The sequence below is a fragment of the Allobosea sp. BE125 genome (assembly GCF_031456075.1).
GTDB lineage: Bacteria > Pseudomonadota > Alphaproteobacteria > Rhizobiales > Beijerinckiaceae > Allobosea.
Window position 1 is genome coordinate 41,692 of sequence record NZ_JAVDTY010000008.1, and the last position, 12,256, is coordinate 53,947.

The window sequence follows — 12,256 nt, forward strand, 5'->3', positions numbered from 1 at the left end:
ACTTCGCTTGAAGACAACGCGTCGGAGGTGAAGGCCTATTCGGCAGCCTGCTGCCGCCGCGCTTCGATCTGGCCGATCGCATCCACCACCGCGTCGAAGGTCAGCATGGTCGAGGCGTGACGCGCCTTGTAGTCGCGCACCGGCACAAGCACGGACAGATCGCTCCATTTCCCGCCCGGCGGCTCGGCATTCTCCTTCAGGATGGCCCGCGCCTGCTCGCGGACGCGGCGCAATTCGTCGGCCGTCGAGCCCACGACATGGCGCGCCATGATCGAGGACGAGGCCTGTCCGAGCGCGCAGGCCTTCACCTCATGCCCGAAGGCTGTGACGACGTCGCCCTCCATGCTGACATCGACTGTCACCGTCGAGCCGCATAGCTTGGAATGCGCCTTGGCGGTGGCATCGGGAGCCGGCAGCCTTTCCAGCAGCGGAATATTGCCTGCAAGTTCGAGGATCCGCTTGTTATAGACGTCGCTCAGCATATCTCGGTCTCCACCGGGGTCTGGAGTGACCGGTGCACTCACCCAATATAGGGTGGATCGTCAGCGGGCGGGAGAGCGTGCAAGCGCATCCTGCCACAGGAGTGAAACTTGTCGCAGCCCCGTGCACCGGTGTTTGGCCGGCCCAGCCGCGGGACATCTCATCGTAAACGGGAGGCACCACATGAACCCTGTGGTTAAGTCCTTGTCCGTCGAGCGGGTGCTCAGCCCCTCTGCAGACAAGTTTCTGATCAAGAAGCCGACGCAGGAACAGGCCGAGGAAGCGGTGCGCACGCTGATCCTCTGGGCCGGTGACGATCCCTCGCGCGAAGGCCTCACCGACACGCCGCGCCGCGTCACCAAGGCCTATCGGGAATTCTACAAGGGCTATCACGAGGACGCACACGAGGTTCTCGAGCGCGTCTTCGAGGAGGTCGAGGGCTACAAGGACATGGTCCTGGTGCGCGACATCCCGTTTTATTCGCATTGCGAGCACCACATGGTGCCCTTCGTCGGCAAGGCGCATATCGGCTACTACCCGTCCAAGGGCGTGGTCGGCCTGTCCAAGCTCGCCCGCATCGTCGACGTCTATGCGCGCCGTCTGCAGACGCAGGAGACGATGACAGCGCAGATCGCTCAGGTCATAGACAAGGTGCTGAAACCCCGCGGCGTCGCCGTGCTGATCGAGGCCGAGCATATGTGCATGTCGATGCGCGGCGTGCAGAAGCAAGGCTCCTCGACCATGACGACGCAATATACCGGCGTCTTCAAGGATCCTGCCGAGCAGGTCCGCTTCTTCACCATGGTCAAGTCGCCCGGCCTATAGCCCAGGCAGAAGGCCGATTGGCAGCGCTTGCCAGCCTCCCTACAAGGGCGCGTCAAGTCGACGCGCCCTTTGCCCTTCCGGAGCCCCCATGAGCCTCTTCCCGGTCGCCACGGACAAGCAAGCCCTCGAGGAGGGCGATGCGCTCAGCCCCCGCTTCGACGCCAACGGCCTCGTCACCTGCGTCACGACCGATGCCGCGACGGGCGAATTGCTGATGGTCGCGCATATGAATGCCGAGGCTCTGCAGCGCAGCATCGAGACCGGCGAGGCCTGGTACTGGTCGCGCTCGCGCAAGGAACTCTGGCATAAAGGCGCGACTTCCGGGCAGATTCAGACGATCGTCGAGATGCGGGTCGATTGCGACCAGGACGCGGTCTGGCTCAAGGTCAACGTCGCCGGCGACGGCGGCTGCTGCCATACCGGGCGGCATTCCTGCTTCTACCGGCGCCAGCCGCTGGGCCGCGACGCACAGCGGGACACCGGTTTCCGGCCGCTCGCATTCGCCTGAATCCGTCTCTCGTCTAACAGTGAGAGCAGGACCGACCGCAGCGTTGGTGATGCTTTCACCAAGCCTTCATGTTTTCGACAAAAGCCGCAGATATCCGCAAGGGTCAGCCGGCCCTATTCATGATTCCCTCATCGTGGCCTGCGACTCTGTTCCTCCCGCGGAGGATCGGGTCCATGTTGTGGGATGACATCGCCAAGCATGCCTTTGGGTTAGGCGGAGGTGGAGCCACGATGAACGACATGACCATCGCGGCACCGCCGCGACGCGGCAGGCCCCGGATCGGGCTTGCGCTCGGTGGCGGAGCGGCGCGCGGCTGGGCCCATATCGGCGTGATTCAGGCGCTGACGGAAGCCGGCTATCGCCCCGATGTGATCGCGGGAACCTCGATCGGCGCTGTCGTCGGCGGCTGCTTCGCCGCCGGCAAGCTCACCGAGCTGTCAGACTTCGCGATCAGCCTGACCAAGCGCCGTGTCGTCGGACTGATGGATTTCCATATCGGTGGAGCCGGCCTCATCGCCGGCGGGCGGCTCAAGCGGCTCCTGGAGCGCGACCTCACCGACATCCGCATCGAGGCGCTGCCGGTGCGTTTCGTCGCGATCGCAACCGAACTCGGTTCCGGCCACGAGATCTGGCTGACGCACGGCCCGCTGGTCGAGGCGCTGCGCGCCTCCTATGCCCTGCCCGGCGTCTTCGACCCCGTGAAGCTCGGCGGGCGCTGGCTGATGGATGGTGCGCTGGTCAATCCGGTGCCGGTTACGGCCGCGCGCGCGATGGGCGCCGACGTCGTCATCTGCGTCAATCTCAACAGCGATCTCACCGGACGCGGCACCACCATCCAGAGCCACGCGGCCGAACCCGATCCCGAACCTGAGTTCGACACGCCGCCGACATCGCGCTGGTTCGGCGGCATCACCGGCGCGGCCAAGCGCGTGCGCGGCATGGTCGGCCGCGCCAGCAGCGACCGGCCGGGGCTCGCCGGCGTCATGATCGACGCCTTCAACATCACGCAGGACCGGATTTCGCGCTCGCGTCTCGCCGGCGATCCGCCCGATGTGATGATCGGCCCAAAGCTCGGCCGCATCGGGCTGTTCGACTTCCACCGCGCCGACGAGGCGTTCGAACTCGGCCGCCAGGCCACCCAGCGCGTCCTGGACGAGATCGAGGTCATGGTCGCAAGCCGCGCGGTCAGCGTCGACTGAGCTGGCCGCCGCCCAGCCTTCAGGCCATCGCGATATAGTCGCGCATCGCCCGGCTCTCCGCCTCGATCTCGGCGACGCGGTGCTTCACGACGTCGCCGATCGAGACGATGCCGGCGATCTTGCCGTTCTCGACGATCGGGACATGGCGGAACCGGCCCGACGTCATCATCTCCATCAGTTCGTCCATGCTGGTTTGCGGCCGGCAGGTCACGACCTTGGCGGTCATCGCCCGCGAGACCGGCATCTCGAGTGCCGCCGCACCGTTCGCGCCCAGCGCGCGGATGATGTCGCGCTCCGACAGGATGCCGACGAGTGCGCCGTCGGCGCCCGTCACCACTACCGCGCCAATGCGCTTTTCGCTGAGGGTACGCACGGCTTCGGCCAATGTGCGGTGCGGCAGCACCGAGATCACATCATGGCCCTTGTCACCGAGAAGTTGAGCGACGTTCATGAATACGATCCTCCTTTTTCAGGTGGCGCCGTTGACCGGCACGCGTTCAGCGGGACTGGAGTCCGGCCGCTGACGGATCGACTCGCCAAGGAGGCAGTTCCAGGTCCTTCGCAATGACGTAACTGTGAGGGAAGACCGGGGCGCAGGCAAGGCTCCTCTGGCCGTAGAGCAGGATGCGAAAAAGTGGGCACCGGTTTTTCGCATTGATCCTGCTCTCACTTTTAGATGAGAGCAGGATGCGAAAAAGTGGAAACCGGTTTTCGGGACAAGCCGATGCAGAACCAAAATCCCACTGCGTCAGGTTTTGACCGCGCCCTTGTCCAGAAGCGGGAACAGCAGCAGGCCGACGAGAAAGCCGCCGATATGGGCCTCCCAGGCGATGCTGGTCTCCTCGCCGAAGATCGGCACGAGCCCGGAACCGAACAGGATGTTGGTGACGAACCAGATCCCGATGAACAGGAGCGCCCGCGAATTGCGCCAGATCTGGCCGATGCGCTCGGCAGGAATTGCCTTGACGACCGCGTCGTCCCCAAGCGCACCAAAGCGCAGGCCAGGCGCGAAGACGAAGCGCGCGGCCGCAGCAGTCGCGCCGGCGACGCCGGCCGAGGCGCCCACCAGCGGCAACACGTCGAGATCGCGCGACCACCAATGCAGCAGCGCGCCGCCGATCGTCGATAGAGCCATCAGATTGAGGAAGCGCCCCGTACCGAGTCGGCGCGCGACCGGGCTGCCGAAAGCCGCGAGCCAAACGACGTTCGAGATCAGATGCACCCAGGAGCCGTGCAGCAGGCCATAGCTGAGCAGCGTCCAGAGCCTGGGGCCGCCATCGGCCAGGAGCAGCCGGGCGAGGCCGAGCCGGTCGGCGAGATCCTGCCCCTGCAGCGACTGCGCCAGCGCGCTCAGGACCTCCTCCAGCCGGTCGGGCGCGAACCAGACGGTCAATCGCGCCGGCACGAAAGCGAACCAGGACATCACCAGGTAGTCGCTATAGTCGGACAGCAAGCCGCGCCCGGCCTGGATCAGCGCCAGCAGCGCCACCAGCCAGATAATGACAGCGGGAAGGTTCAGGATCGGCTCGCGCCCGGAAGGGGCGCCAGGACCGGAGGATGTGTCCGACATGCAGGCCAACCCTTGCCGATGGCGCGGGCCGACGCAAGTGGCGCGGCCCGAAGCAAACCTAGCGCACGTAAACGCGAACGCCCGGAGACATAAAAAAGGGAGAGCCTCGCGGCTCTCCCTCCTCCAGGCTGCGACCGGCGCGGGCCGTTAAGACCCTGCGCCGGGGTCACTTCCCCTCCGCCCCCGCGGAACTGCTAAAATTTATGATACATTATAACGAGTTATCCACAATCCTAACCATTCATTAACCTTAACCGACCCCTGCGCAGGCCGCCTCGCCCCCGGCATGGCAAGACGGCATGCCGACTGCGTCCTCGATTCCCGTGAGGACCCGATTGTCCTTCCTCCTGACGCTTGTGGCCCATCGCGGCACGCAAGCCGTGCCGGAGAGGGACGACAGGCAGCATTGGACGCGCAATGAAGAATACGAGCACCCGACTGGTCCACGAGTATTGGGACGCGTTGCGCGGCGACCGCGCCGCCCCCGAACGTGGCGAGATCGAACCCGGCGCGCTGCGACATGCGCTGGCTGATACCTTCGTGCTGGAAAACGAGCCGATCGGCCCGGTTTTCCGGCTGGCGGGGACGCGGCTCTGCGCCCTTATCGGCAATGAACTGCGCGGTCGCGCCTTCACTGCGCTCTGGCCCGATGTCGAATCGCAAGGCGAGATGCGCCGTCTCGTCCAGACGGTGATGGACGAGACGGCAGGCGCCGTCGCCGGACTCTCGGGCGAGACGAAGGCCGGCGCGCCGGTCTATCTCGAACTTTTGCTGCTGCCCCTGCGCTATCGCGGCCGGACCCATGCGCGCGTGCTCGGCGCGCTGTCGCCGGCGGTCACGCCAGCCTGGCTCGGCCTCGACACATTGGCCGCGATGCGCATGATCTCGCTGCGCATGCTCTGGCCGCCCGTTCCCTCCCAGCGCGCCCCGGAACCGCCGATGCATGCGGGGCCGCCAAAATTGATGGTCCTTCCAGGCGGCAGAGTTTGAAAGCCTAACCAAGCGTTAACCCAAGCGCGACTAGGGTCAGCCGGAATCAGGCTGGTCATTGATGTTGAGCGCATTGCAAACGCCCCGTACGGTCTCCCGTGCTGCCGAGCGCAGGCGGCACTACCGTATGAAGGTTGTTCTGCTGGGCCGCTACATGCTGCCCAACCGCATGGAATACCCCTGCCAGTCGGTCGACATCTCGCCCGGAGGCCTGCATCTCGCCGCGCCCGCCAAGGCGGCGCCGGGTGATCGCGTCATCGTCTATCTGGAGCATCTCGGCCGCATCGAGGGCGTCGCCGTACGCACCACGATGGAGGGCTTCGCGATGACCATCACCGCGACCAGCCGCAAACGCGAGAAATTCACCGCCCAGCTCACCTGGCTCGCCAACCGCGACGAATTGGGCCTGCCCGAAGATCGCCGCCATGAGCGCATCGTGCCGCGCAATCCGCGCTCTATCCTGACGATGGAGGACGGCATCGAGCATGTCGTGCGCGTCATCGACATCTCGTTGTCGGGCGCGGCCTTCTCGACCGATCTCGATTTGCCTATGAACATGCCGGTGAAGATCGGCTCGACGCCCGCCAAGATCGTGCGCCGCTTCGATGGCGGTTTTGCCGCCGAATTCCGCTTCCCGCTCTCGGCCGACCTGCTCGACGAGAATCTCGAGCTCTAGTCACAGCACCCCGGCGCGGTTTCCAGCCCGAACAGCCCTCTCCAGGGCTACGCCGCGGCGGCAAACTACATAGCCGGCTCTTGCGCAGCGCGCAGACTACGACCAAAGCAGTGACCCGTATCACTGGGACGCCGCGACGCCTTGGTCACCGCCTATCGACTTGTCATCTTCGACTTCGACGGAACCCTCGCCGACACCTACCCCTGGTTCGTGGGGGTGATGAACGGCGTCGCCGACCGCTACCGCTTTCGGCGTGTCGCGGAGCATGAGGTCGATACGCTGAGAGGCCAGAGCGCGCGGCAGGTCATTACCCATCTCGGCGTGGCAAGCTGGAAGCTGCCCTTCATCGCCCGCCACATCCGCGGCCTCGCCGCCCGCGACAGCGAGCAGATCCCGCTCTTCGACGGCATTCATGCCATGCTGCTCAAGCTGAAGCAGGAGGGCTACGTCCTCGCCATCGCGAGCTCCAACTCCGAGCGCAATATCCGGCGCACGCTGGGGCCCGAGACCGCGGCCTTGATCGCGCATTACGCCTGCGGGGCGGGTTTGTTCGGCAAGGCGACGAAATTCAGGCGGCTGGCGAAGGAGGCCCACATCCCACATCGGCAATGCATCTGCATCGGCGATGAGATCAGGGATGCCGAGGCCGCTCGTGAGGCCGGCATGGCCTTCGGCGCCGTTGCCTGGGGCTTCACCAATCCCGACGCGCTGCAGGCGCAGCGGCCGGCCTCCCTGTTCAGGCATCTCGACGAGATCATCGCCGGTCTCTGCATCGCTCCGGGCGCTGAAGCGCGCTGATCCGCGAGATCGGTTCCCGGTCGGCAGGCAAGCGCCATGGCGGAACGGGGCACCCGCGATACACTTCGCTAAAGTTAATCAAACCTGGATGCGTTAGCCGGCATCTCATAGTTAATGCGCACTAAAGCTAGCGCTCACATTTCTTACCTTCCCATTTCGAGCCGATTTATACTGACTTTCACACCAGGCTCGGAATGGCGAAATACATAAATTTGCTTGTATTCATTTCAATCCAAATCCATCCGCACTGAGCATGGTCATCCCCGGGACAAGGAAAGGGGACATCATGCTTTCAATTCACCGCAACTTTATCGGACCCGCGCTGATCGCTTTGATCATCGGCGCCGGCGCGACGCAGGTTAAGGCCCAGTCGCCCGGCGGTGTTCCGGTCGCGAGCTTGCCGATCTCCGCCTCCGGCGAGGCGCGTGCGCCCTATGCCTGGAGCGATTTCTGCAAGCGCGTGCCGTCGGAATGCCGGGTCAACACCAGCGAGCCCGAGCGCGTCGAGATGACCGCGAAGCTGTGGAAGACCGTCGTTGCGCTCAACGGCAAGATCAATCGCGAGATCGAGCCGGTGACCGATCAGGAGCATTGGGGCGTCGTCGACCACTGGGACCTCCCCGATGACGGCAAGGGCGACTGCGAGGACTATGCGCTGCTGAAGCGCAAGCGCCTGGCCGAGGCCGGGATTCCGCGCCGCGCCATGCTGATGACGGTCGTGATCGACGAGGAGAACGCCGGCCATGCCGTGCTGATGATCCGCACCGATCGCGGCGACTTCATCCTCGACAACAAGCGCAACGCGATCCTGCCCTGGAACCAGACAGGCTATGTCTATGTGAAGCGCGAATCCCAGTACCAGACGGGCTGGACCTCGCTCGGCGGCGCCCAGACGCCGACCGTCGCCTCGGTGCGCTGACACCCGTTCATCACGCGAGCGCCCTGCTGCGGGCGCCGCGACATCCTCTTGGAGACTCGCTCGCGGCCTTGCACCGCAGTTGGTCTCTCAACTGACGGCGAGGCTCGGTCACGTCCCCACCCGTCCCCCAAGACTGGGTTTCGCCATAGGGCCGGTTCCTCTTCCCCGGGGAACCGGCCCGATCCTTTTTTCGGGCTCAGCCGAGGCGCTGCAATCCGGCCGCAAACTGCTTCCAGCGCGCGACATAGCCCCGCGCCGAGGCGGTGATGCCGGCAGCGGCCGCCGCATCGAGCGTGCGCACGGCCCGCGCCGGCGAGCCGACAATCAGCGAATTGTCAGGAAACTCCTTGCCTTCCGTCACCAGCGCATTGGCGCCGACGAGGCAGTTGGCACCGATCCTGGCGCCGTTCAGCACCGTTGCGCCCATGCCCACCAAGCTGTTCTCGCCGATGATGCAGCCATGCAGGATGGCGCGGTGGCCAATTGTGCAGCCTGCGCCGACGCGCAGCGGAAAGCCCATATCGGTGTGCAGCACGCAGCCTTCCTGGATATTGCTGCCCGCGCCGATCTCGATCCATTCATTGTCGCCGCGCAGGACCGCGCCGAACCAGATGCCGACCTCGGCGCCGATCCTGACCCGGCCAATCAGATGCGCCTCGGGTGCGAGCCACCAGCCACCTTCGGGCGGGGTTTCCGGAGCGGTTCCGTCAAGCGAGTAGAGCGGCATGGGCCAATAACCTTCCAGGATTTGCCATGAAGGATTGCAGGCCCGGCCGGCCTTCCGTCAAGCGCCGCCGAGAAGATGCAGCAGGTCGAGCACCACGCGCCCCGAGGCCATGCTCCAGAGCGAGGCGATCATGCTCGCCAGCATGACGAAGATGAAGGGCCGCCCCTCGATGCGTCGGCCGCGCACAGTGTTGCGCAGGATCAGGAAGGGCGCGCTGAAGACGACGACCGGAACGCTCGCGACCGCAGCCAGCCCGCCGGCCTGCAGCAGGCGGAAATCGGCGCGCTGCGTCGTGAACAACTCGAACGCGCTGGCAAGCAAGCCGGCAAAGGCGAAGCCGATGAACAGCGCCTGCAGCGCATCATAGGCAGCGGGCTCGATCGACAAGGGCGGGCACTCCGAACCGGACCCTGTCACCTTGGCGCATGGTTTACGAACTGTGAAGAAAACTCATAAGCAATGGTTAACCGGCGCCCACTGCTTCTCCCAGGCCCGGCGACGCGCCGTCTCCCGCGCGATCATGGTTTACGCTCCCTTAAGCGACCTCTGCTTCACTGGACGTCATCGATCCATCCATCTCCCTCAAGGAGAGCACGATGTCGTCCGGAACCCTGTCCCAGCTTTCCGGCGCCAGGCTGAGAGGCCCCCGCCCGTGACCGCGTCCCTGTCCCAAAACTCCTTGTCGCAAGAGCATTCCGCCCAATTGGCCGCCGATCTCGCGGCCGTGGTCCGCTCGCGCCTGAGGCGGTCTCCGCCGCCGCTGCCGCGCGCCGATTCTGCCCTGGTGAAGGCCGCCTTCGCGATCATGCTGCTTGGTGCGGCCGCGACCGGCCTTGGCCTCTATGCCACTCATAAAGGCCGCGAGACGGAGACGATGCTCCAGCCCGCCCGCATCGGCAACAGCGTGCTGATGGTGCCCCAGGACCTGACCGGCGCCGAGGCCGACGATTCCAGCCGCCTCGTCGGCATGGTGCGCCTCCGGCTGGGTTGGCCGGATCTCGGCCCGGCCCAGAACCGCAACCGCCTGCTGGTGACGCTGAGCCCGCCCGACAAGGTCAACGAGCCGGCGACGCAACTTGCCGTCTATGCCCGTTTCCTGACGCCGACGGTCTGGTCCAATCCCGGCGGTCTGGTGGTGCGCGGCTTCCGCAAAGGCTCGCCCTATGAGGGCGACGAACTCTATGTCTCGGTGCCCGACGGGCGCGGCTTCGCGGCGCGCTGCCCGCTCGACACAGCGGCAGTCGCCGCGCTGGACGAACTCTGCCGGGTGACGTTTCGCCACCGCGGCATCGACGTCAACATCCGCTTCCCGCGCAGGATCATCGCCGATTGGGAGCTGATGATCGGCGGCGTCCGCCGCACCATCGACGGCATGCTGCGCTGAGCCGACGTTCAAGCGCCGTCCGACATTTCGCCAGGGCGAGTCGGCTGGCGTGGTCGGCGAGAACCGGAGCGCAGCGGACTATTGTCCGTGAGCACCGGAAGCGCAGGCGGCCGCGTCAGACAACCGCCCTCGCGGAATGTCTCAGTCCTCGAGATCGACGTCGAGGATCGCCATGGTGAAGTTGAACGAGCGGTCGCCGTCCTCGTCATCGACATGGATGATGCCGATGAACTCGTCGGCCAGATAAACCTCGGCCGAATCGTTCTTCTTCATGCGCGCCCGCACGCTGATCGCATGGTTGGCGAAGGTGCGGCGCAGGTAGCCTTCGAGCTTGGCGAGTTCTGTCTTGTCCACGGTATCGGTCCTTATCGGTTGCCGGGACGGATGCCATGACGGGGCCGGAAGGGCAAGCCGGAAGGCTGTCTAGCCGCCAATCACACAACCCTCACCCGTCATTGCGAGCACCCGGGTCTTGCCTTCGGCAAGCCCGAGCACAGGCTTCGCGAAGCAATCCAGGAGGCCTCGCTCCACGCCCCCTTTGGATTGTGTCATCGCGCTGCTCCTCGCAAATGCTCTTCCATTCCCGCATAGCCACCGCCGCCTGGCGCGCCTGCACGCGCCGCCGCGATCTGCAATAGTGAGCGCTCCCTTCGCTCATGACGGATCGCCCCATGACGCCGTGGCTGCCTGCCGCCCTCGCCTATGCCTCCAGCTGGCTCGAATTCCAGCTCCGCCATCACGACCAGCCGGGATGCTCCATCGCGATCGCGAGCGGGCGGGAGATCGTGCTGGAAGCCGCCTTCGGCAAGGCCGACATCACGACAGGCGAGGCGCTGACGCCGCGCCACGGCTTCCGCATCGCCTCGCATTCGAAGAGCTTCACCTCGGCCGGCATCCTGCGCCTGGTCGAGGCCGGGCGGCTGCGCCTCGACGACAAGGCGGGCAGCTTCGTGCCCCGCCTCCATCCCGAGGTCGCGACCGTGACGCTGGCGCAGCTCCTCTCCAACAGCGCCGGCCTGACGCGCGACGGTCCCGACAACGGCCAGTTCTTCGACCGCAAGCCCTATTGCGACAAGGCCGAACTGCTCGCCGACCTGGCCTTGCCGCCCATCCTGCCCGCCTCGCAGCGCCTCAAATACTCCAATCACGGCTTTGGCCTGCTCGGCCTGGTGATCGAGGCGGTGACGGGCGAGCCCTATGCCGACTGGATCGCCAGGGAGGTCGTAGCGGCAGCCGGGCTTGCTGAAACCATGCCCGATATCGGCCTCTGGACCGGCCCGATGGCTCGGGGCCACAGCCCGAAATGGCCGCTCGGACATCGCGTCGTCGTGCCCGGCGACAATCCTTGCCAAGCGATGATGTCTGCCGCCGGCTTCGTCGCCACGGCCGCCGATGTCGCGCGCTATTTCGCGCAGCTCTCGCCGAAGGCAGAGCGCAGCATCCTCTCGCCCCTCAATCGCCGCGAGATGAGCCGCCGGCTCTGGACCGACGAGGAAAGCAGCCTAGGCCGCCATTACGGCCTCGGCACCATTTCCGGCGGCGAGGGCGACTGGGCCTGGTTCGGCCACTCCGGCGGCTTCCAGGGCTTCATCACCCGCACTGCCGTCCTGCCGGAGCAGGATCTGACGATCTCGGTGCTGACCAACGCCATCGACGGCCTCGCCCATCCCTGGCTCGACGGCCTCGTCCAGATCCTCAAGCGCTTCCAGGAGCTGGGCGCCCCCTCGGCCGCGACCAAGGATTGGGCCGGGCGCTGGTGGACGATCTGGAACCCTGGCGACCTCGTGCCCTTCGCCAACAAGGTGCTGATTGCCAACCCGACCCTGTTCAGCCCCTTCCTCGATGCCGGCGAGATCGCGATCGAAGCCCCCGATCGCGGCCGGATCGTCAAGGCCTCCTCCTTCAACAGCCCCGGCGAAACGGCGCGGCTGGTGCGCGACGATGCAGGCGGCATCGAGTCGGTCTGGCTCGGCGGCGCGCATGTCGTCTCGGAAGCGGCGCTGAAGGCGGAGATGCTCGCGCGCTACCAGAGCGACAACGCCTAGAGCATTTCCGCGTTTCTCCGAATCGCGAGAATCCTCTAGCTCCTTGTTTTAACGCGTTTTCTTCACGCGAACCGGTGGCCACTTCGCTCGAAAACGCTCTAGAACCCGTCGCTCAGGCCCGGGCTCGGCTCCGGC

Annotated in this window: 15 protein-coding genes; 9 read left to right on the forward strand and 6 right to left on the reverse strand. The window is 65.6% G+C overall.

Features of this window, described 5'->3' with window-relative positions:
* Positions 1-35: 35 nt before the first annotated feature.
* Positions 36-482, reverse strand: coding sequence for an iron-sulfur cluster assembly scaffold protein (locus tag J2Y55_RS18200; RefSeq protein WP_310156426.1), 447 nt, complete (start codon positions 480-482; stop codon positions 36-38).
* Between the two features lie 181 nt (positions 483-663).
* Between J2Y55_RS18200 and folE the strand changes: the two genes are divergently transcribed.
* From folE to J2Y55_RS18215, 3 genes are all read left to right on the forward strand, one after another.
* Entirely contained in the window at positions 664-1,305 is a 642-nt protein-coding gene (folE, locus tag J2Y55_RS18205) for a GTP cyclohydrolase I FolE (RefSeq protein ID WP_092173971.1), read from the forward strand.
* Between the two features lie 88 nt (positions 1,306-1,393).
* A complete protein-coding gene (gene hisI, locus J2Y55_RS18210) occupies positions 1,394-1,813 on the forward strand; it encodes a phosphoribosyl-AMP cyclohydrolase (protein WP_310156429.1) in 420 nt (139 codons plus the stop codon).
* Positions 1,814-2,043: 230 nt separating this feature from the next.
* The gene (locus J2Y55_RS18215; protein ID WP_310156431.1) at positions 2,044-3,012 is read left to right on the forward strand and encodes a patatin-like phospholipase family protein; all 969 of its coding nucleotides are present in this window, start codon (positions 2,044-2,046) and stop codon (positions 3,010-3,012) included.
* Between the two features lie 19 nt (positions 3,013-3,031).
* On the opposite strand, the gene J2Y55_RS18220 is transcribed toward J2Y55_RS18215, so the two are convergent.
* Both J2Y55_RS18220 and J2Y55_RS18225 read right to left on the reverse strand, forming a co-directional pair.
* A complete protein-coding gene (locus J2Y55_RS18220) occupies positions 3,032-3,463 on the reverse strand; it encodes a CBS domain-containing protein (RefSeq protein WP_103717329.1) in 432 nt (143 codons plus the stop codon).
* Between the two features lie 297 nt (positions 3,464-3,760).
* Positions 3,761-4,582 (reverse strand): rhomboid family intramembrane serine protease, encoded by an 822-nt coding sequence (locus tag J2Y55_RS18225; protein ID WP_310156435.1) that lies wholly within the window; start codon positions 4,580-4,582, stop codon positions 3,761-3,763.
* Positions 4,583-4,999: 417 nt separating this feature from the next.
* Between J2Y55_RS18225 and J2Y55_RS18230 the strand changes: the two genes are divergently transcribed.
* The 4 genes from J2Y55_RS18230 to J2Y55_RS18245 all read left to right on the forward strand — a co-directional run bounded on the left by J2Y55_RS18230 (position 5,000) and on the right by J2Y55_RS18245 (position 7,965).
* Positions 5,000-5,572: a PAS domain-containing protein gene (locus tag J2Y55_RS18230; RefSeq protein WP_310156437.1), complete on the forward strand. Its 573-nt coding sequence runs from the start codon at positions 5,000-5,002 to the stop codon at positions 5,570-5,572.
* Between the two features lie 61 nt (positions 5,573-5,633).
* On the forward strand, positions 5,634-6,248 hold the full coding sequence (locus J2Y55_RS18235; RefSeq protein WP_310156438.1) for a PilZ domain-containing protein: 615 nt from the start codon (positions 5,634-5,636) through the stop codon (positions 6,246-6,248).
* Positions 6,249-6,389: 141 nt separating this feature from the next.
* Positions 6,390-7,046: an HAD hydrolase-like protein gene (locus J2Y55_RS18240; protein WP_310156439.1), complete on the forward strand. Its 657-nt coding sequence runs from the start codon at positions 6,390-6,392 to the stop codon at positions 7,044-7,046.
* 286 nt (positions 7,047-7,332) lie between these two features.
* Positions 7,333-7,965, forward strand: coding sequence for a transglutaminase-like cysteine peptidase (locus tag J2Y55_RS18245; RefSeq protein ID WP_310156441.1), 633 nt, complete (start codon positions 7,333-7,335; stop codon positions 7,963-7,965).
* A gap of 196 nt (positions 7,966-8,161) precedes the next feature.
* Here the strand turns inward: J2Y55_RS18245 and J2Y55_RS18250 are convergent, their stop codons facing one another.
* Positions 8,162-8,692: a gamma carbonic anhydrase family protein gene (locus tag J2Y55_RS18250; protein ID WP_069692218.1), complete on the reverse strand. Its 531-nt coding sequence runs from the start codon at positions 8,690-8,692 to the stop codon at positions 8,162-8,164.
* Between the two features lie 57 nt (positions 8,693-8,749).
* Positions 8,750-9,079: a DUF6949 family protein gene (locus J2Y55_RS18255; RefSeq protein WP_092173944.1), complete on the reverse strand. Its 330-nt coding sequence runs from the start codon at positions 9,077-9,079 to the stop codon at positions 8,750-8,752.
* 265 nt (positions 9,080-9,344) lie between these two features.
* Between J2Y55_RS18255 and J2Y55_RS18260 the strand changes: the two genes are divergently transcribed.
* Positions 9,345-10,076, forward strand: coding sequence for a hypothetical protein (locus tag J2Y55_RS18260; protein ID WP_310156445.1), 732 nt, complete (start codon positions 9,345-9,347; stop codon positions 10,074-10,076).
* Between the two features lie 141 nt (positions 10,077-10,217).
* Here the strand turns inward: J2Y55_RS18260 and J2Y55_RS18265 are convergent, their stop codons facing one another.
* Entirely contained in the window at positions 10,218-10,430 is a 213-nt protein-coding gene (locus tag J2Y55_RS18265; protein ID WP_069692221.1) for a DUF3126 family protein, read from the reverse strand.
* A gap of 317 nt (positions 10,431-10,747) precedes the next feature.
* Here J2Y55_RS18265 and J2Y55_RS18270 point away from each other — a divergent pair, with 317 nt between their 5' ends.
* Entirely contained in the window at positions 10,748-12,121 is a 1,374-nt protein-coding gene (locus J2Y55_RS18270) for a serine hydrolase domain-containing protein (RefSeq protein ID WP_310156449.1), read from the forward strand.
* The last annotated feature ends 135 nt before the right edge of the window (positions 12,122-12,256 follow it).